The sequence below is a fragment of the Jiella flava genome, from assembly GCF_017349315.1.
In the GTDB taxonomy this organism is placed as follows: Bacteria; Pseudomonadota; Alphaproteobacteria; order Rhizobiales; family Rhizobiaceae; genus Jiella; species Jiella flava.
Genome location: NZ_JAFMPP010000003.1, coordinates 39714 through 60539, shown reverse-complemented (window position 1 = coordinate 60539; position 20826 = coordinate 39714). Strand labels below are relative to the sequence as shown.

15 protein-coding genes are annotated in these 20826 nt (G+C 63.5%); 4 read left to right on the top strand and 11 right to left on the bottom strand.

Annotated elements, in window-relative coordinates; translation table 11 throughout:
- Positions 1-47: 47 nt before the first annotated feature.
- From J1C48_RS05000 to J1C48_RS04965, 8 genes are all read right to left on the bottom strand, one after another.
- The gene (locus J1C48_RS05000; RefSeq protein ID WP_207256698.1) at positions 48-791 is read right to left on the bottom strand and encodes an SDR family NAD(P)-dependent oxidoreductase; all 744 of its coding nucleotides are present in this window, start codon (positions 789-791) and stop codon (positions 48-50) included.
- Between the two features lie 128 nt (positions 792-919).
- The gene (locus J1C48_RS04995) at positions 920-1720 is read right to left on the bottom strand and encodes a GntR family transcriptional regulator (protein ID WP_207256697.1); all 801 of its coding nucleotides are present in this window, start codon (positions 1718-1720) and stop codon (positions 920-922) included.
- A 55-nt stretch (positions 1721-1775) separates the two neighbouring features.
- Positions 1776-2672 carry an NAD(P)-dependent oxidoreductase gene (locus J1C48_RS04990; protein ID WP_207256696.1) on the bottom strand — a complete coding sequence of 299 codons (897 nt, stop codon included), beginning with the start codon at positions 2670-2672 and terminating at the stop codon, positions 1776-1778.
- A 76-nt stretch (positions 2673-2748) separates the two neighbouring features.
- Complete coding sequence (gene denD / locus J1C48_RS04985; RefSeq protein WP_207256695.1) at positions 2749-3732, bottom strand: D-erythronate dehydrogenase; 984 nt, start codon at positions 3730-3732, stop codon at positions 2749-2751.
- 50 nt (positions 3733-3782) lie between these two features.
- The gene (locus tag J1C48_RS04980) at positions 3783-4535 is read right to left on the bottom strand and encodes an SDR family oxidoreductase (RefSeq protein ID WP_207256694.1); all 753 of its coding nucleotides are present in this window, start codon (positions 4533-4535) and stop codon (positions 3783-3785) included.
- A 267-nt stretch (positions 4536-4802) separates the two neighbouring features.
- The gene (locus tag J1C48_RS04975) at positions 4803-6623 is read right to left on the bottom strand and encodes an IlvD/Edd family dehydratase (RefSeq protein ID WP_207256693.1); all 1821 of its coding nucleotides are present in this window, start codon (positions 6621-6623) and stop codon (positions 4803-4805) included.
- 363 nt (positions 6624-6986) lie between these two features.
- Entirely contained in the window at positions 6987-7637 is a 651-nt protein-coding gene (locus J1C48_RS04970) for an alpha/beta hydrolase (protein WP_207256692.1), read from the bottom strand.
- A 27-nt stretch (positions 7638-7664) separates the two neighbouring features.
- Positions 7665-8612: a ring-cleaving dioxygenase gene (locus J1C48_RS04965; protein ID WP_207256691.1), complete on the bottom strand. Its 948-nt coding sequence runs from the start codon at positions 8610-8612 to the stop codon at positions 7665-7667.
- A 223-nt stretch (positions 8613-8835) separates the two neighbouring features.
- Here J1C48_RS04965 and J1C48_RS04960 point away from each other — a divergent pair, with 223 nt between their 5' ends.
- The 4 genes from J1C48_RS04960 to J1C48_RS04945 all read left to right on the top strand — a co-directional run bounded on the left by J1C48_RS04960 (position 8836) and on the right by J1C48_RS04945 (position 16586).
- A complete protein-coding gene (locus tag J1C48_RS04960) occupies positions 8836-10293 on the top strand; it encodes a cryptochrome/photolyase family protein (protein WP_207256690.1) in 1458 nt (485 codons plus the stop codon).
- A 275-nt stretch (positions 10294-10568) separates the two neighbouring features.
- Positions 10569-12563 carry a putative bifunctional diguanylate cyclase/phosphodiesterase gene (locus J1C48_RS04955; RefSeq protein ID WP_231081620.1) on the top strand — a complete coding sequence of 665 codons (1995 nt, stop codon included), beginning with the start codon at positions 10569-10571 and terminating at the stop codon, positions 12561-12563.
- Between the two features lie 254 nt (positions 12564-12817).
- Positions 12818-13735 (top strand): crotonase/enoyl-CoA hydratase family protein, encoded by a 918-nt coding sequence (locus tag J1C48_RS04950; protein ID WP_207256689.1) that lies wholly within the window; start codon positions 12818-12820, stop codon positions 13733-13735.
- 535 nt (positions 13736-14270) lie between these two features.
- A complete protein-coding gene (locus J1C48_RS04945) occupies positions 14271-16586 on the top strand; it encodes a putative bifunctional diguanylate cyclase/phosphodiesterase (protein ID WP_207256688.1) in 2316 nt (771 codons plus the stop codon).
- 204 nt (positions 16587-16790) lie between these two features.
- Here J1C48_RS04945 and J1C48_RS04940 read toward each other — a convergent pair whose 3' ends face one another.
- The 3 genes from J1C48_RS04940 to J1C48_RS04930 all read right to left on the bottom strand — a co-directional run bounded on the left by J1C48_RS04940 (position 16791) and on the right by J1C48_RS04930 (position 20373).
- Entirely contained in the window at positions 16791-18416 is a 1626-nt protein-coding gene (locus J1C48_RS04940; RefSeq protein WP_207256687.1) for a TRAP transporter large permease, read from the bottom strand.
- Positions 18417-18423: 7 nt separating this feature from the next.
- Positions 18424-19104, bottom strand: a complete 681-nt coding sequence (locus tag J1C48_RS04935; protein ID WP_207256686.1) for a TRAP transporter small permease subunit — start codon at positions 19102-19104, stop codon at positions 18424-18426.
- A gap of 255 nt (positions 19105-19359) precedes the next feature.
- Positions 19360-20373, bottom strand: coding sequence for a DctP family TRAP transporter solute-binding subunit (locus tag J1C48_RS04930; RefSeq protein WP_207256685.1), 1014 nt, complete (start codon positions 20371-20373; stop codon positions 19360-19362).
- Between the last annotated feature and the right edge of the window lie 453 nt (positions 20374-20826).

The window sequence follows — 20826 nt, the reverse complement described above, 5'->3', positions numbered from 1 at the left end:
GTCCTTTCAAAGTTTTCAGGCAGACGAAACGGGATCCAGCGACCGCGTCAGTAGACGGCTCTGGCGCCGGAAATGTCAAAGACCGCACCGGTCGAGAACGAACAGTCCTGCGACGACAGCCAGACGATCAGCGCGGCGATCTCGGCGGGCTCGACGAATCGATTCATCGGGATCTTCGACAGCATATAGTCGATATGTTCCTGGCTCATCTGATCGAAGATTGCCGTGCGGGCGGCCGCGGGCGTGACGCAGTTGACGAGGACGCCGGCGCCGGCCAGCTCCTTGCCGAGCGATTTGGTCAGACCGATCAGCCCGGCCTTGGAGGCCGAGTAATGCGAAGCGTTGGGATTGCCCTCCTTGCCGGCGATCGAGGCGACATTGACGATGCGGCCGTAGCCGGCGGCGATCATGGCCGGCACCAGGGCGCGGGCGGTCAGATAGGGCCCGACGAGATTGACCGCGAGGGTCCGGCGCCAGATCGCCGGATCGAGCTCCCAGGTCTTGCCGTTGCCGCCGGTAATGCCGGCATTGTTGACGAGAATGTCCACCGCGCCATCCGCGAGCGCCGCCGTCGCCGCGGCCTCGACGGCAATTTCGTCGGTAAGATCGACCACCGTGCCGCTCGCTGGATCGCCAAGGCTGGCCACGGCGGCGTCGATCGCCGCCCCGTCGACGTCCCACAGGATCACCCTCGCGCCGCTGTCGATCATCCGCGCGGCGGTCGCCAAGCCGATGCCCCGCGCCCCGCCGGTGATGACGGCTCTGCGGCCCTCAAGATCGATCCGGTTCATGGTCCCTGTCCTCCCGGCCGCCCATCAAATCCGGCGCGCCCGACGCCCTCCCGGCCGAACCGCGCCGTCGACGCAAATCACCTATCCGTTGCGATCCCGCAGCCGTCACGCTCCCTCGCGCCGAGACTTCAGGGCGACGGAGCAAAGCCCGCCGCCTGCCGCCGCAGCATGGCGAGCACATTGCGATCGGCGCGCTCGCGGTGCTGGGCGTGCAGATGGGCGGCCAGCCGTTCGTCGCGCTCACGAATCGCCTCGAAGATCGCCCGATGTTCGCGGTCCGATTGGGTCGGCCGGGGCCTCAGCTTGATGATCGCGATATGGGCCCGATATTGCTGGTCCCAGCACAGGCGCAGGGCGACCTGCAGCCGGCCGTTTCCGCACAGGCTGACGAGATCGGAGTGAAACAGATTGTCGAGATGCGACCATTGGACGATGTCGCCGCGCTCGGTCTCGCGCTCCATCTGGTCAAGCAGCGACGACAGCCGCCGCGCCTCATCCGGCTTGAGGCCGCGGCGGGCGAGCAGCGCGGCCGCCTTGACCTCGAGCGGCGAGAGGATGTCGTAGATCTGGGCGAGATCGTCGAGGGACTGGGATTTGACGGTGATGCCGTGGCGCGGCCGCACCTCGACGAGATCCTCTTCTTCCAACCGGATCAGCGCCTCGCGCACCGGCGTGCGCGACAGACCGAGGAGATTGGCCACTTCGGCTTCGAGGAGCTTCGTCCCCGGCGGCAGCCGGCCTTCGAGGATACGGAATTTCAGATCGTGATAGGCGCGGTCGCGGGCCGGCAGCCGGGCGAGGCCCTGCAAGGTCGGACGCGGCCGCGAACCGGACGGCGCCAGCGCTCCTCTGCCTTTTCGCCCGCGCGCAGCCTCTGAGGGACCAGTCGCCAGGGCCTCGTTCTCGTCGTCTGGGCGCGTCGTCTTCATCTCCACCATGGCATCGCTCGGGCGGCCGACGTCGCGGACGCCGCCGTCCCTCCTTTCACAGTTTCTGTCCCGAAATCCCGTTCAGTCCGCCGACGATGTCGGCCAGCGTCGGCAGATAGTCGCTGCCCTTGCCGATCGCCTCGGCGGTCGCAAAACCGTTCTTGACCGCAGACGAGACGTGGCTCGCAATGCCGCTCTCATTGGCCAGCGACACCAGATAGCGCATGTCCTTATGGGCATTGGCGAGGGCGAACGGATGGGCGTTGGGATTGCCGCCGACGACATAGTCCATGAAGGTCTGGTAGAAGCCGCAATCCATCCGCCCGCCACCGATCACACTGTGGAAGACCTCGGGCGTGATGCCGTTCTTGGCACCGATCGCCAGCGCTTCGGCATAAAGCGCGGCATAGCCGAGCGAAATGAAGTTGTTGAGGAGCTTCATCGTATGGCCGGCGCCGCAGTCGCCGACCCGCACCACTTTGCCGCCGATCACATCGAGCAGCGGTTTGACGCGCGCGAACACCGCCTCGCTCGCTCCCACCATGATGTCGAGATTGCCGGCCCAGGCCTCCTTCGGCGTGCGCGACAGCGGCGCGTCGACAAGCGTGATGCCGGCCGCCTCACAGCGCTCGGCAAGCGCCCGGGTGGAGACCGGATTGGCGGTCGACGTGTCGATGATGGTCGTGACTGGCCCCGCAACCGCCAGGATGGCGAAGACCGTCTCCTCGACCTGCGGGCTCCCCGGCAGACACAGGAACACCACCTCAGCGCCGTTGGCGATCGCGGCAGCATCCGCCGCCTCGCGGGCGCCGCGGCTTTTCAGATCCTCGATCGGCTCGCGGTTGCGATGGGCGAGCACAGTCAGCTCGTAGCCGGCCTCGACGAGGTTCTTCGCCATGCCATGGCCCATCAGCCCGGCACCGATGAACCCGATCTTGGGACGATCCGTCATGATCTCGCCTTTCCTGTCTTTGCGTGCGCCGGGCCGCCTCGTCTCGACCACAAGGATGTCACCCCGGCCGGTGCCCCTAATCCCGCTTCGCCGCGTCGGCGATGTGGGCGATGTGGGCGCGGATGATATCGGCAAAGCTCTTGTCGGCGGCAAAGCCGACGCTTTCCGCCCGGCTGGCGTCGAAGCTACGCGGCCAGCCGGCAACGATCTTCTCGATCACCGCATCCGGCTCGCGGCGAATCCGCGCCGCCGCCGCGTCGCCCGCCACCATGCGCAAGGCCTCGATCATCTCGGCGATCGTCACCGACAGGCCGGGCATGGTCAGGCACCGCCGGGCGCCGAGGACATCGGTGTCCATCGTCGCCGCGTGCATCAAGAATTCCACCGCCGAGGCTGGGCTCGCCACCCAGTGGCGCACGTCGTCGGCGACCGGCAGGATCGCCTCCTGCCCGGCCAGCGGCTCGCGGATGATCCCGGAAAAGAAGCCCGACGCCGCCTTGTTTGGCTTGCCGGGGCGCACGACGATGGTCGGCAGCCGGACGCCGATGCCGTCGATAAAACCCTTGCGGCTGTAGTCGTTGAGCAAGAGTTCGGAGATCGCCTTCTGGGTGCCGTAGCTGGTCAGCGGCGCCGAGAGGAAGGTGTCGCCGATCGGCTCTTCGAAGGGCGACCCGAAAACGGCGATCGAGGAGGTGAAGACCAGGCGCGGGCGGTAATTCTCGCCTTGCGCGCGGATCGCTTCGAGGAGATGGGTCATACCGTCGAGATTGATCCGGTAACCCTTCGCAAAATCCGCCTCGGCCTCGCCGGAGACGATCGCGGCGAGATGGAAGATCATCTCCGGACGCTTGGCGATCAGCGCCTTGACCGTCGCTTCGTCGGCGATGTCGCCGGCGCTGGCCTCGATCGCAACCCCATCGCAGGCGGCAAGGTCCGGTGCGACCACGTCGAAGGCATCGATGGCGATGATCGCCTCGCCGGCGAGGGTCTTCTCGGCCAGCAGCCGGTCGATCAGGCGCCGGCCGACCATGCCGGCAGCCCCCAGTATCAAGATCCGCATCGTTTCCTCCTTTCGATCGTCCTCGCCGCCGATCCGCCTCACCTGTCGGCTTAGAGCGACCAGCCCCCGTCGATCAGCTGCGTCGTTCCGGTCGTATAGGCGCTCTCGTCGGAGCCGAGATAAACGGCGAGATGGGCGATTTCCGCCGCCGTGCCGATCCGGCCCATCGGCTGGCGCTCGACGAACATCGCCCGCGCCTTCTGCGCGCCGCCGACCGACTTGCCGAGTTCGGCGATCCGACCGTCGAGGGACGGCGACTCGATCGTGCCGGGGCAGATGGCGTTGCAGCGAATGCCGCGACCGACGAAGTCGACCGCGATCGAGCGGGTAAGCCCGACCACCGCCGCCTTGCTCGCCATGTAGACATAGCGGTTCGGCGCGGCTTTGATCGAGGAAGCCGCCGAGGACATGTTGATGATCGAGCCGCCGCCATGGTCCAGCATGCGCGGCAACAGCCCCTGGATCATGCGGTGCATCGCCTTGACGTTGAGATCGAAGGAGAAGTCCCAAGCCGCCTCGTCGCAGTCGAGAACGGTGCCGTGATGGACGAAGCCGGCGCAGTTGAAGAGGATGTCGGGCGTTTCGACACCGGCGAGATAGGCCGCGACCGCCGCCTTGTCGGTCACGTCGAGGCCGCTGACATGCGCCGTTCCAAGACTGTCGAGGCCGCTGAGTTTTTTGGCGTCAAGATCCGACGCATAGACCGTCGCGCCCTCGGCGAGAAAGGCTTCGGCGACGGCCCGCCCGATCCCCTGGCCGGCGGCGGTGCAAACCGCGATCTTGCCCTCAAGACGTCCTGACATCACTGGCATTCCTTCCCTCTCACGCAACTGGTGTCCTGTACCCGGTCGCACTTGGCTCGAAGCACGAGCACGCCGAAACGGCGATCCAACGCCCGAGCCCGGCTTAGAGCGCCCTGCGTCCTATCGGACGCAGAAAGGACGCTCTAACTCTTTGATTCTACGCATCGTGCTTTGCCGAAAATCGATTTCGATTGTCGGGCCGATGCTGTAGCGCAGCCGATCAACCGCCGCGAGCACGCCGAGCGCGAAGCCGACGCGCGGCCGGTCTCAATGGTTGTCGCGCGGCACCTTCGGCATCTCGCCGCTGGCGCCGCCCTGGGCGAGCCGCTGATAGGAAAGCGCCGGCTGCAGCACCATGCCGGTCTCGAACTGCGAGACGATGCCGCGCTGGATCTCCTGCCAAGGCGTCTGATGGGCCGGGAACGCATAGCCGCCGGAAGCCTCCAAGGCATTCGCGCGCTCCGTCAGCTCGGCATCCGGGATCAGAATGTCGGCGGTGCCCTTGCCAAGATCGATTCGAACCCGATCGCCGGTCTGCAACAGCGCCAGACCCCCGCCCGCCGCCGCCTCGGGCGACGCATTGAGGATCGACGGCGAACCGGAAGTGCCGGACTGACGCCCGTCGCCGATACAGGGCAGCTCGGTGATGCCGCGCTTGATGAGGTAGTCGGGCGCGCGCATGTTCACGACCTCGGCGCCACCCGGATAGCCGATCGGGCCGGCACCGCGCATGAACAGGATCGCGTTCTCGTCGATGGCGAGCGCCGGATCGTCGATCCGGTGATGATAGTCTTCCGGGCCGTCGAAGACGATTGCCGTGCCCTCGAAGGCCATCGGATCGTCGGGATTTTCCAAATAGGTTTTGCGGAAATGCGGCGAGACGACCGAGAGCTTCATGATCGCCGAGGAGAACAGATTGCCTTTCAACACGCGGAAGCCCGCCCGCGGCTTCAGCGGCTTGTCGAACGGCCGGATGACCTTCTCGTCCTCGATCACCGCGCCCTTGCAGTTCTCGCCGAGGGTCTTGCCGTTGACGGTAAGCGCGTCCTCGAAGATCAGCCCCTCCTCGATCAGCTGCCCGACCACCGCCGGCACGCCGCCCGCGTGATAATAGTCCTCGCCGAGATATTCGCCGGCGGGCTGCAGATTGACCAGCAGCGGCACCTCCTCGCCATAGGTCTGCCAGTCGTCGATCGACAGTTCGACGCCGACATGGCGGGCGAGCGCGTTCAAGTGGATGGGCGCGTTGGTCGAGCCGCCGATCGCCGAATTGACGCGGATCGCGTTGATGAAGGCCTCACGGGTGAGAATGTCGGAGGGTTTGAGATCCTCATGCACCATGTCGACGATGCGCTTGCCGGTCAGATAGGAGATCTCCAGGCGGTCCCGATAGGGCGCCGGGATCGCCGCCGAACCGGGAAGTTGCATTCCGAGGGCCTCGGCGAGCGAATTCATCGTCGTCGCCGTGCCCATGGTGTTGCAATAGCCGGTGGAGGGCGCCGAGGAGGCGACCAGCTTGACGAAGCCCGGATAATCGATCTCGCCGGCGGCCATCATTTCGCGGGCCTTCCAGACGATCGTGCCGGAGCCGGTGCGCTCGCCGCGGAACCAGCCGTTCAGCATCGGCCCGACCGACAGCGCGATCGCCGGAATGTTCACCGTCGCCGCGGCCATCAGGCAGGCCGGGGTGGTCTTGTCGCAGCCGATCGTCAGCACCACGCCGTCGAGCGGATAGCCGTAAAGCAGCTCGACCAGGCCGAGATAGGCGAGATTGCGGTCGAGCGAGGCGGTCGGCCGCTTGCCGGTTTCCTGAATCGGATGAACGGGGAATTCAATGGCAATGCCGCCGGCCTCGCGAATGCCTTCGCGCACCCGTTTGGCAAGCTCGAGATGATGGCGGTTGCAAGGGGAGAGATCGGAGCCGGTCTGGGCGATGCCGATGATCGGTTTGCCGGATTGCAATTCATCCTGGCTGAGGCCGAAATTGAGGTAGCGCTCCAGATAAAGCGCCGTCATATCGGGATTGGAAGGGTTATCGAACCACGCGCGCGATCGCAGCGGAATCTTTGGAGACGAACGATCGGTCATGGCAGCTCCCGGCTCGGCCGCCCGTTGCTTGCCAACCGGGCGGACGCATGAGTTTTATTATGCCACGACGTATACAATAAGTTTGCCGGCACGCAAACCAGTTCCGCCGGGTCAGGACACCGCCGCAACCCCAGACGCTGGGCGGGAAAGGTTGCGATTTTTGTCGCCGGCAGCCAATTTTCCGCAGCCTGAAAAATGCCCTCTCAGAAACTGCGAATACGCAGATTTTCAAATTGCGACGGCAAGTTCGGCGAGCATGGCGGCGCGGCGTGCGTCCGGTCGGATGTACATAGGACGCGCACTCTGATTGATTCTCCGCATCGTGCTTTGCCGAAAATCGACTCCGATGTTCGGGCCGATGCTTTAGCCGATCGATTGCAGGAGCCGCTTGGCACGGGCGATCTCGTCCGCATTGATGCCGTGGCCAGGCTCCGGATAAAGCACAGTCTCGACACTTGCGCCCCGCGCCCGAAGATGCCGCTCGGTTTCCATCACCCGCGCCGCGGGGATGAACGGATCGGACCGGCTGCAGCCCATGAACACCGTGGTGCCCGCAAGACTCGCCACCTCCGACCGCCCGGTTGCATCCGGCCCGATCAGCCCGCCGGAAAAGCCGAGAACGCCGGCAATGCCGCCGGGATTGCGGGCGCAGTATTCGAGCGACAGGCAGGCGCCTTGGGAAAAGCCCCCCAGCACCCGTCTCTCGGGCCCAAAGCCGATGGCGTCGAGCCCCTCGAAAATCGCGGTGATCCGCGCCAGCGCATTCGTCAGATACGGCTCGTTGTTGGCAAGCGGCTGCATGAACGGCGCCGGATACCACGCCCCGCCCGGCGCGTCGGGCGCGACGGCGAAAAGATCGGGCAGGCCGAGAGCCGCGACGAGACCGATGATGTCGGCGGCCGAGGCGCCCCGCCCATGCATGAGGACGAGCGCCAGGCGCGCGTCCTTGGGATCACACCCGGCGGTGAGAAGGCCGCTCGCCGCCAGCGGCCCGTTGCGATCGATCGCAGCCATGATCCGGCTCCTATGTTTTCGACAAGGTTAATCGAGCGGCTTGAGGTTCGCCTCGATCGACGCCCGCTTCGGCTCCAAAAAGGGCGGCAGAGCGAGCGTCTCGCCGAGGCTCTCCAGCGGCTCGTCGACGGCAAAGCCCGGACCGTCCGTGGCGATCTCGAACAAAATCCCGTTCGGCTCACGGAAATAGAGCGAGCGGAAATAATAGCGCTCGACCTCGCCGCTCGACGGCACCCGATAGTCGCGCACCCGCTTGGCCCATTCGGTCAAGCTGGCCGTATCGTCGGTGCGAAAGGCGACGTGATGGACGCCGCCTGCGCCCTGCCCGGCCCGCGCCAGATGCGGCTCGACGGCGACATGCAGTTCGGCCGCCGGGCCGCCAGCGCCCATTTCGAAGACATGCACGCTCGCGCCGGCCTCTTCGTAGCGGCGCAGCTTGCGCATGTTCATCAGTTGAGTCAGCACCGTTTCGGTCCGCTCCAGCTCCGGCACCGACAACACGATCGGGCCGAGGCCGCGGATCTGGTGTTCGGCCGGAACGGGGCTCGCATCCCAAGGATGGGCCGCGCCGGCGCCGCCATCATCGACCAGCCGCAGTCGCTGGCCTTCCGGATCCTCGAAGTCGAGCACCATCCGCCCATCGAGTTCCCGGATCTCACCCTGTGCAACCGCGTGCTTCGTCAGCCGCGCCGCCCAGTAATCAAGGCTCGCGCGCCCGAAGACCCTGAGGCCGGTGCGGGCGATCGCATGGGTGCCCCGGCGCTCGCGCGGCGTCGGCCAGTCGAAAAAGGTGATGTCGGTGCCGGGCGAGGCAAGCCCGTCGGCATAGAACAGATGATAGGCCGAGGTGTCATCCTGATTGACGGTCTTCTTGACCAGCCGCAGACCGAGCACGCTCGTATAGAAATCGAGATTGCCGGGGGCATCGGCAGTGATCGCGGTCAGATGGTGGATGCCGGAAAGGGACAGCGCCATGGTTTGCTCCGTGTCTCGTGTCGCCGGCGAAATTAGCGATTGCAGACGCAATCCGTGAGAGGCCGATTCGTGACGAATTGTCTTCATTTTTTGAACAGCCGTTATCAATTCGTCTTACAGACAAAACCAACCATCCGGCCTTCCCCGCCATAGGGCCGCAACCCATCGCCGCGAGGCACCGTTATACTGAGCCAGGGACGGATCCTCAGCGAACAGGGATGGCATGGCAAAGAGCGAGCGAAAAACGGATGGGCCGATCGTGGTGTGGCTGCGCGACGATCTCCGGCTCGACGACAATCCCGCACTCGCCCATGCCGCCGAGACCGGTCGTCCTGTCGTTCCCCTCTATATTCTGGATGAGGAGTCGCAAGGCCTGCGGGCGCTGGGCGCTGCGCACAAATGGTGGCTCCACCATTCGCTCGAACACTTCGCCCGCTCGCTGCGCGGCAAGGGGACGCAGCTGACACTGCGCCGAGGCAAAGCCAAGGACCATGTCCTCGACGTGATCGAGGCGGTCGGAGCGACGGCACTGTTCGTCAATCGCCGCTACGAGGAGAGCGCCCGCAAGATCGATAACGCTATCGAAAAGGCCCTTCGTGCCGACGTGGCGGTCGAAAGCTTCACCGCCAACATCCTGCATGAGCCGGAATCCGTGACGACCCAGTCGGGTGGCTACTATAAAGTCTACACTCCGTTCTGGAAAAAGGTCTCACAAACTGAGCCCCGCGATCCGATCGATCCGCCGACCGGCTTTTCGCAGCCGGGCACCTTCCCGGCCTCCGACACGCTCGACGATTGGGATCTTCTGCCGACCAAGCCGGACTGGTCCGGCGGCATTGCGAAATTCTGGACCCCCGGTGAAAAGGCTGCGCAGGAGCGGCTATCGCACTTTTGCGATGCGCTGCTCGAGGACTATCACAACGGCCGCGAGCGTCCGTTTGCCGACGATACGTCGCGTCTGTCGCCTTATCTCAGATGGGGCGAGATCTCGCCCTATCGGGCCTATCACACCGCCAGCACCTATGCCGGCCGCCGTAAGACCATTCCCGACGAGGCGATCAGGACGTACAAGCAGGAACTCGTCTGGCGCGACTTCAACTATCACCTGCTCTATCATTTCGGCGCGCTCGGCTCGGACAACTTCAACGACCGTTTCGACGGCTTTTCCTGGAAACAGTCGCCGAAGGATCTGAAGGCTTGGCAAAAGGGGATGACCGGTTATCCGATCGTCGATGCCGGCATGCGCCAGCTCTGGCAGACCGGCTGGATGCACAACCGGGTGCGGATGATCGTCGGCTCCTTTCTGACCAAGGATCTGTTGATCGACTGGCGCCGGGGCGAGGCCTGGTTCTGGGATACGCTGGTCGACGGCGACATCGCCTCCAACACCGCCCAGTGGCAGTGGATCGGCGGATCGGGCGCCGACGCCCAGCCATTCTTCCGGATTTTCAACCCGATCACCCAGAGCGAGCGGTTCGATCCGGACGGCCGCTATATCCGTCAATTCGTCCCGGAACTGGAAACCCTTCCGAACACGGCGATCCATGCTCCATGGGAAGCCGGTGAGACCGTGCTGAAACAGGCCGGGATCGCCCTCGGCGAAGATTATCCCAAGCCGATCGTCGATCATGGCGACGCCCGCAGCCGTGCTCTTGCGGCCTATGAGGCGATCAAAGGCTGAAAGCGCGTGCGGTCAAACCGCCGCGACGCAAAGCGCCGCCGCCAAGGCTTTCGATCGTGAGATCGCATGGCCGCGGACATGCTGCGTCTTAACTGCAATTCGCAATGTGAATCTAACAGCCGCCGCCCTCCCGACTTCATTCGAATGTATCTTTCGAGATTATTCGGTCGCGGCCAATTCGATTGTCGGCGTGATCTTCATGACCCGCCATTTTTCATCGAAGAAAATTTACCACTTGCCGGCATCATGAATGTTGAAAGCGAGCTTTTGGATTCATGACGGCAATTTTGGCCAACCGACATTACTGGCAGAGTTTCTTCGGCTCGATGGCGGTCATCGTCTTCGTGGCAGCGGCGATTTTCGCGGTCGGAAACAATGCCGTCGGCAAGCTTGTCAAATCGGAAATGTACAATCGCGGCCAGAACTTCGCCAATCTCTTGTTGGGCCCGGAAGGCTATGCCGACGCATTCTTGACCGGCATTGCCCGCAATCCCGGCTCCGAAGACATCATCCGCAAAGTCGCCGATCTCGCCAATATCGACAGCTACACGATCTTTGACCGGCACGGCAAAGAGGTCTTTCGGTCCAAGTCGGAGCGGTACGGCTGGTTGCTGAGAGACAAGTCCGGGGGCGTCAGCACCGGCGACAAGCTCTCGCCCTCCATCATCGCCAAGACCGGTTTCTGGCAGGTCGTCCATGACGACGGCGCGACCAATCCATCGGTAATCATGCCGCTGATCCGGAACGGCAAGGCGATCGGCTATTTGTCGATCGTCTCCGACATGATCGCGGAACGCGATCACTATGAGAAAACTTTGGCCCGCACTTACGCGCTGATCATCCTCATCGTCATCGTGGCCACCTGTGTCCCCTTCATGCTCTATCAGCGGCGGCGGCGAAAGATCGACGAGGCGGACGCACGAATCCAGTTTCTCGCCGACCACGACAACCTGACTCACCTGCTCAATCGGCGCCGAATGCAGGAATTGTGCGATCAGCTGTTGTTCAAGATCCGCGCGACACGGGAAGAAATCGCCTATCTTTATGTCGATCTCGACGATATTTCCGAGATCAATGACCATTATGGCCAATCGCGCGGCGACGAGGTTCTGCGCATCGTGGCGCGCCGACTGTCGGCCGGTCTTGCAGCGGACGACCTCGCGGCCCGTATCGGGCCCGACGATTTTGCGATCATTCGGCGCCGGATCAAGGATCGCCGCGAGGTCGTCACGCTTGCCCGCGCGATGCACGAGGCCGTCTCTGAAGCGATCGAGATCGACGGCCAGATCGTGACGCCCAAGATTTCGATCGGCTGCGCCATTGCGCCCCACCATGGGCGCAGCCATTCCGAACTCGTCAAGCACGCCGAGATCGCCCACTTTCACCACAAGGGTGACAGCGCCAAGGATCTCGTCTTTTTCAAAGCGGAAATGGACGAGGCGATGCATCGCCGCCGCGAAATCGAGGCGCGCATCAAACATGCGATGGACGCCGACGGCTTCGAACTGTTCTACCAGCCGCTGGTCAAGGGGCGCGACGGCACGCTGGTCGGCTTTGAAGCCCTGATTCGGCTCCGAGACGAGGCCGGCAATCTGATCTCCCCGACCGAATTCATCCCGATCGCCGAGGCGCGTGGCTACATCAAGGCGATCGGCAGCTGGGTGATTCGCGAGGCGACCCGGCAAGTTGCCGAATGGCCGGAGCCGCTCTTCGTGTCCGTTAATCTCAGTGCCGTCCAATTCGAGGATGGCGACCTTGTGGAAATCATTGTCAATGCGTTGAAGACGGCCGGGCTCTCGGGCGACCGGCTGGAGGTCGAGGTGGTGGAATCGCTGCTGCTCGAACGGTCCGAAATGATCCTCGATCAGCTGACGACCCTCAAGCAACTCGGCATCTCCATCGACATGGACGATTTCGGCACCGGCTATTCCTCCCTCGGCTATCTCTGGCGTTTTCCGTTCGACAAGCTGAAGATCGACCAATCCTTCATGCGCGCCCTGGACAACGGTGAACGGAACGTCAAAGAAATCGTCGCGACGATCATCACCCTCGCCCATCAGATGAAGATGAAGGTGACGACCGAGGGCGTCGAGACCGAAGAACAGGCGACCTTTCTGGCCTCCCTCGGCTGTGATCAGCTGCAAGGCTATTTCTTCGGCAAACCGCGCCCGGCATCCGAAACAACCGAGCATTTCCTGGTCGGCCACCGCGGGACCGATCGATTCGGCGACCCGCTCGAGATCGGCAGTTCCGAGCGCCGGATCGCCTGACCACAAAGCCTTCCGGCCATTTTTGGACGCATCGCGCTTTCACACCATGCACGGTCCGTCACCGCTTTGAAGCCTTGTTGACGCGGCGGCCGTTTGCCAAGCGTTGTCACGCTGTTTCCGTCATTTACCGGGAAAGAAACGTCGTTAACGATTCGTTACCAAAATTTGTAATATTAACCTTCTATTAGAAACCAAATTTACAGAATCTGGTTGCCCGGTTAAGTTTTAAGCATCGGTTGAGTGGAGATCGTTTTATGTCCAAGGTCCAGATCGCCAATGCCGTCGCAGCCCAGCCTGCGACCGTCCCGGACGCCGGCGCGTTTGTCGACCGCATCCTCGATCTGACCGGCCCTTTGCCGCAGATCCAGCTGCTGTTCGAAGCGCAGATCGGCCTGTTGTGGATCGTCATGCGGCCGGAGCCGAAGCCGGTCTTCACCTTGGCTCTCGTCGACAGCGTCCTGCGCGTCCAACGTGCTTTGCGCCGGATGGCCGAGACCGAAGCGGCCATGCCGGTGTCGGTGCTGGCCTATCGCAGCTCGGGCCCGGCCTTCTCGCTCGGCGGCGACCTCGATTTCTATCTTGATTGTCTCGCCCGCAACGACCGCGACGGCCTGCAGCGCTATGCCGAGACCGCCTGCGCGGTGATCGAAGGCAACGCCACGGGCCTCAACGGCCTCGTCACAACGGTCTCGGCCGTGCATGCTCGCGCCCTCGGCGGCGGCATCGATCCCGCCCGCGCCTGTCATGTGATGGTGGCCGAGCAGTCGGCGACGTTCTGCTATCCGGAGGTCAACCACAATCACTTCCCGATCGCCGCCGCTCCGATTCTTACCCGGCGGATCGGCCCGATCGAAGCGGAGCGCATTCTGATTTCCGGCAAGACCTTCAACGCCACCGAATTCTATGACAAAGGCGCCGTCGACGCCCTCGTGACCGATGGCGGCAGCGCCAAGTGGATCCGCGAATTCTGCGACAAGACCGCGTCCAGTCGGCGCGCCCGGATCGCCATTGCGGCGGCGTTTAACCGAATGGGGCCGGATTTGTCGCGCGAACTCGCCGAGGCCGGGGCGGCCTGGGTCGACCACATGATGGGGCTGAGCGAGGCTGAGCGCAGCAAGCTGAGGCGCATCGTCCAAGCGCAGGACCGGTTGCTGGGCCGAAACGCCCGGTAAAGCGTGTCTGCGTAAGATCAAATCGAGATCACGCTCTCAGCTTTCGTTTGGACGCAATTTTTGACGCAAAATCGGGCCCCAATTCAGCGGGAATGGGCCTGTAGCCGGCCGCGTCCGTCGGGACGCGCCCCCGGTTGCCGAACAATGCCTGGCTCTGTGAAACATCGCTCGCGACGGTTGTCCCGGCCGACCTGATCAGCCGGCTTTACTCCGACGAAAACGCAAAAGTCTTGCGGCAAACGTGAAGGTGCTGATTTTGCCCGCCGACCACCGCCAATCCACGCGGACCGGATTTATGCGGCATTTAGCCGCAGCTATTGGGCTGGCCGATTCAGTGGTCTTTATCATATTTCGATGAGAAATTTTAATTTTCGTGCAGACATGCATAAGTTTTTTGGCAATATCCACCGATGATCAGGTAAGCGTTAAGAGTTTGCGCTCATGGTGACGCCAAAGAGGCTCACAATGTAGCGGATGACCCGTGTCCATTTCGGTCGATAGTCGCTTTCCAGCGAATGGAGAAAGAGCCCTGCAATTGCGGCGGTTGCGCCGGCGAAACGGCGCACATGCGACAACGCAGCACGAAAGCATCCTCGTCGGCTCGCTGTTTTCTTCGCCCTCCTCCCTGATCTTGTCCAATCTCGTCGGCGTCCTGGTGATGCTGATGTCCTGGCAATGGACCGGCGATCATGCTTTCTACACCCTCTCCTGCCTGACCATCGTCGTGCTGCTCGGCCGGATGGCGACGCTCGTGCGCTATCGTCTGGCCGAGCATGGCAACGAGAACCGCCAAGCCCTGCGCCGCTGGGACATCGAGTTTCAGATCGGCGCGACGCTGTTTGCGGGGCTACAGGGCGCTTCCTGCTATCACGCGATTGCCGGAACCCAGAGCGCCGCCGTCCAGATCCTCAATGTGATCGCGGCCGTCGCCTTCGCGTCCGGCTATGTCGCGCGCAATGCCGGGCGGCCCAAATACGTCATCGTTCAGGTGCTGTGCCTGTGCGTGCCGCTGATGATGGCGCTGGAGCAGTCGCAACAAGAGTTCTACAGCTTTATTTCGCTGTTCATCGTCCTCTACATGCTGACCAATGTCGTGATCGTCTTGTCGCTGCATCGCAATCTCAGCGCGCTTGCCGATGCGACCGCAGAAGCCCAGGAAAACGAAGCCTCCTCGCGCAAGCATGCCGAGCAGGCCCATCTGGCGTTGCGCTCGATGACCCATGGTCTCGTGACCTTCGACGAGACCTTGACCCGGGAATTGCAAAACGAGCGCCATGGCGAACTCTACGGCGTCTGGAACGATCCGGCCGCCACGACCCTCGACGGCATGCTGGATGCCGCTGTCAAAATCCGCAGCCTCTCCCACGGCGACGCGACGCTGATCCGTCAGGATGTCGCCCGCATGCTCAAGGATCAGCGGGCCGTCGTCCGCGAAATAGCGACCCCGGCCAACCGCACCTTGCTCCTGCATGTCGAGCCGACGGCCAATGGCGGGATCCTGATTCTCAGCGAGGACATCACCGAACGCAAGCAGATCCAGCAGAAGATCGAGACTATGGCCCGCACCGATCCGCTCACCGGATTGGCCAATCGGCACGAACTCGACCGGATGCTGGCCTCGATTGGCCCGGTGCTGAAACACGGCATCCACTCGGTTGCGATCCTCTATATCGATCTCGACGACTTCAAAACGATCAACGACTCGCTCGGCCATGGCATCGGCGACAAGGTCTTGGTCGCGATCGCCGACCGCATCCAGGAGAGCGTGCGCATCACCGACTTTCTGGCGCGCTTCGGGGGCGATGAGTTTATCGCCATCATGCCGTCGACCGACGTCGAACTCGCGATGACGGTGGCCCATCAGGTGCTCAAATCCCTGGACGCGCCGATCATTGTCGGCGCCCGCAAATTCTCCGTCTCAGCCAGCGTGGGCGTCGCTGTCGGTCCCGAGCACGGACCGGACGGCAGCAATCTGATGACCGCCGCCGATCTGGCGCTGTACGAATCGAAATCCACCGGCAAGGGCCGGGCGCGGGTCTTCTCACCGGACATGGCCGCGACCTTCCGCCGTCGCACCGAACTCGAACGCGACATGCGCGACGGGCTGGCGAACGGCGCCTTCGAGCTGAACTACCAGCCGATCGTCGATATTCGCGACGGCCGGGTGACAGCGGTGGAAGCGCTGTTGCGCTGGAACCATCCGACCAAGGGACGCATCTCGCCCAACGAGTTCATCCCGATCGCCGAGCGCAGCGATCTGATCTGCGACCTCGGCGAATGGGTGCTGCGGCGGGCGGCACAAGACCATGCACGGCTGCCTGACGGCATCGCCATCTCGGTCAATGTCTCGCCCAAACAGTTTCAGCAGCCCGAGCGCCTGGTCGCCACCATCCGCGAGATCATCGCGGCCGAGCAGCTTGCTGCCTCGCGGCTCGAACTGGAGCTGACCGAATCGGTTCTCGTCGAGGATCCCGAGCAGACCCTTGAGACGATGACCGAGCTGCGCGGTCTCGGCGTCTGCTTCGCTCTCGACGACTTCGGCACCGGCTATTCCTCGATCGGCTATCTGGCGACCTACGCCTTCGACAAGGTGAAGATCGATCGGACCTTCGCCAGTGTCGTCGGCAGCAACGCGGCCTCGCGCTCCGTCGTCGAGATGGTCCAGCTCCTGGCCGAGCGCATCGGTTTTGCCGTCGTCGCCGAGGGACTGGAAGACACGGCGCAGATCGAAGCGATCGCCGCGACGGGCATCACCCTCGTCCAAGGTTATTATTTCAGCCCGCCCATCCCCCTTGACGACCTCGAGTGCCGCCTTGCCGGCACCGGCACCTTGTCCATCGCTTGCGCCTAGAGCATGGTGCCGAAAAGTTGCATGACTTTTCGGGTCACATCATGCGGCAAAACAATGGCTTAGAGCGGAATGGCGATTCCAGTTTATCGCATTCCGCTCTAGTGCCTCCCGACGGCTGCGGTTCGACGGACCCCGCCATCACCCGCGGGCGCCGACCCACGCCGGCACCTCGATGCCACCACCGTCGCACCCGAGTGCCAGCCCTCAGCGCATCACCGTCTCCGGCCCCATCAGGCTGTAGGGCAGCACGGTCGAGAGCCAGGGAACGTAGGTGACGAGGATCAGGAACAGAAACAACACGCCGACGAAGGGCATCGCCGCCTTCACCACCTTGACCAAGCTCATGCCGGTGATGCCGGAGGTGACGAAGAGGTTGAGGCCGATCGGCGGGGTGATCATGCCGATCTCCATATTGACGACCATGACGATGCCGAGATGCACCGGGTCAACGCCGAGTTTCATCGCGATCGGAAAGACCACCGGTGCGACGATCAGCAACAAGCCGGACGGCTCCATGAACTGACCGCCGATCAATAGCAGCACGTTGACGGCAATCAGGAAGGTGAACCAGTTGAAGCCGTAGTCGAGCATCAAGGCGGTGATCGCGTCGGGAATGCGCTCCGACGTGAGCACATGGGCGAACAAGAGCGCGTTGACGATGATGAACATCAGCATCACCGTCGTCTTCGCCGCATCGACCATCACCTTGCGGGTCTCGCCGTGGAAACAGGCGGGCAGGAAGGCACGCAGGATCAGGGCGAAATTGCGGGCAAAGATCGGCAGACCAGCGATGAAAGTCGCCGGCAGGGCTGCAACGCCGCCCTCGCCGCGCCACAGCCCATAGGCGATCGCGACGAACAATGCCGGAACGCCGCACAAAACGCTGCGCTCACCAACCGAGAGGCTGGAGCCGCCGCCCGGTCCCGCAGTCAGGAAATAGACCAGGATCAAAGCGACGATGAAGAAGGAGATGCCGTAGGCGACGGCGTTGAAACCAATGCGTGCCCGGCTGCTGTCGGTCTCGGCGACCCACGGCCGCCCCTTCAGCGGCCCCATGTCGCGATAGACGAAGACCGCGACGAGAAAGGCGTAGACCGCCGCCACGGCCGCCGCTTCGGTCGGGGTGAAGACGCCGCCATAGATGCCGCCGAGAATGATGACGATGAGGAACAGGCCGAAGCTCGCCGTCTTGCCGTGGCGCAGGAGATGCACGACGCCGCGCCAGTCCTCCGACGGCAGGTTCTTGTAGCGTGCGACCAGATAGATCGCTGCCATCAGCATCAGCCCGGCGACGAGACCGGGAATGACCCCGGCAAGGAACATGCGCCCGACCGAGACGTTGGTCGCCGCCGAATAGACGACCATGACGATCGAGGGCGGGATCAGGATGCCGAGCGTGCCGGCATTGGCGATGATACCGGCGGAAAACTCCTTGGAATAGCCGACCCGCTGCATGCCGGCGATGGCGATGGTGCCGATGGCGACGACGGTGGCCGGCGAGGAACCCGACAGCGCCGCGAACAGCATGCAGGCGAGCACCGAGGCCATGGCGAGACCGCCGCGAAAATGCCCGACGGTGGCAATGGCGAAATCGATCAGCCGCTTGGCGACACCCCCGGTCGACATGAAGGCCGAGGCGAGCACGAAGAAGGGAATGGCGAGCAGCGTGTAGTTCTGCGCCGCGGTGAACAGCTGGATCGCCACCGACGACATCGAGTCGGTCGAGAAGAAGGCGATCATGATCACCGCCGACAGGCCGAGCGAGATCGCCACCGGCACGCCGAGGAACAAAAGGCCGAGGACCAGGAGAAGGAGAACGAGGGCTTCCATGGTCGGCTCAGTCCTTCAGAACGTCTTTGTTCTCGGCAACAAGGTCCTCCGCCTCATGGCCGGCGATCACCACCTCGCGTCTGTCCAGCGCGATCTCGATCATCGCCTGGATGGCACGAAAGCCGAGAAGCGCGAGACCAAGCGGCAGCATCAGATAGGCGATCCAGCGCTGCACCCGCTCCTGCACGCCGAAGACCTCCTGCACCCAGACCGGATAGCGCAGATCGTCGAGCCCGATCCCGACCTTGAAGAAACGCTCCCAATAGAACACCGCGCCGCCGGAGGTGTGGGCGCCGAAGATCTGCAGCCAGTCGGAAGAGAGGAGAATTGCCGCGTAAAGCAGCGTCGCGACGGCGCCGAAGATCGCCGACGCCTTGAACAATGGCCGGGGAAAGGTGCGGATCGCCGCGTCGACGCCCAGATGCAGGCCGGTCTTCAAGCCGTAGCTCATGCCGAACAGGATCATCCAGGCAAACAGGATGCGATTGAATTCCAGCGCCCCGCCCCAGCCGGTGTTGAAGCCGTAGCGGGCGATCACCTGAACGAACGAGACCAGCGTGATCACCGCGAGGAGAAGCGCCAGAATATTCTCTTCCATGCGGGTGACCGCGTCCGGAAAGCGGCGCTCGACGAGAAAGAGCAGCACGATCAGGCCGAGGATCGCGAAATACGGCCAGAGACTGAGCACGGTCGAAATCTCCAGAGGGGCGCGGGCCGTCCGATCAAGCGACGGCATCACCGGGCATGGACGGGGAAAACGGCATGCCGGCGCGGCCCAAAGGGCGTGCCGGTTGACGCATCGGCCCGAACATCGGAATCGATGTCCGGCAAAGCCCGATGCGTCGCTTCCATGAGTGAGAGCGTCCTGTGTGCGCTTGTCGGACGCACGACGCTCTCAAGGTTTGCGGGGCGGCGATGACGCTTGCCGCCCCGAAGCGGCCAGTCAGTTCGCCTTGTTGGAGGCCACCGCCGCGTCGATCAGATCCTGGCCGATATCGCCCTTGAACTGATCCCAGACCGGCTTCATCGTCTCGACCCACTTCTCACGCTGCTCGGGGGTCAGCTCGCGCACCTTGCCGCCGGCATCGATGATGTTCTGGCGATTCTTCTGCTCGACCTCGGCCACCCGGGCGTTGGCTTCCTGGGTCACCTCGTCGGCGATCTTCAGAAACTGGTCGCGGACTTCAGGATCGAGGCCGTTCAGCCAGTCGGTGGAGGTGACGAGCAGATAGGCGAGAAGCTGATGGTTGGTCTCCGTGACGCCGTCCTGTACCTCGAAGAACTTCTGCGTATAGATGTTCGACCAGGTGTTCTCCTGGCCGTCGACGACGCCGGTCTGCAGCGCGCCATAGACCTCCTTGAAGGCGAGCTTCTGGGCCGACCCACCCATCGCCTCGATCATCGCCTCGGCGACGTCGGAGGTCTGGATGCGGAATTTCAGCCCCTTGGCGTCGGCGGGCAGGAGAAGCGGCTTGTTCGCCGAAAACTGCTTCAGACCCGACGACCAATAGCCAAGGCCGGTGTAGCCGACACCTTCCATCACCTTCAAAAGCCCCTTGCCCTCGTCGGACCGGGTGAAACGCGACACCGCGTCGAGGCTCTCGAACAGGAAGGGCAGATCGAACAGGCGGTATTTCAGCGTATAGGCCTCGAATTTCGACAGCGACGGCGCGGCGAGCTGGACGTCGCCGAGCAGCAGGGCCTCCATCACCTTGTCGTCGTCGAAGAGGGTCGAGTTCGGAAACACCTGCATGCAGGCCTTGCCGTCCATCTCCTCATTGACGCGCTTGGCGAGCAGTGTCGCGGCGTCGCCCTTCGGGTGGCCGGTCGCAGCGACCACATGGCTGAACTTGATGACGATTTCGCCGTCGTCGCAGCCCTTCGGATCGGCCTTGGCGAATGTCGTTGTGAGTGCGAATGCGAGCAGCGAGACGGTCCCGAGCAGCAGCGTCTTCATGGCAGTTTTCCTCCGCGGCGGGCCGCGCCGGCCCGTTAAGACTTCTTCGTCGAGCGGTGCCGCTGGACGAGCGGCCCGCGACGCGGCGGCGGGCTGACGACCGGCCTTTGATGCGGGATGGTCCGCCGACGCCCGCCGCCGGCCGGTTGGATGCCAAGTGGCATGAACCGGTCCGCGTAACGCCGCAGCGCCTCCCGCCGTCGCGACAGCAACAGCTTGGCAACCGCCGTGCCAAAACGCGCGGTCGCCGGTCGAAAAGGCGCGAATGCCTGCGTTGAAAAGGATTTTGTGAGTGCCGCTGGATCCGACCCGTCCGCGCCGCGGCCGCGGCGGGTGCGATGCTACCCATCCGCGCGGACCGACGTGTATCGCCGGTGACATCGCCGATGCCCGGGATCGTCGCCCGACAGCGCGAATGGCGTCGCGGGATAAGCGCTTTCGGGCCGTGCTGAT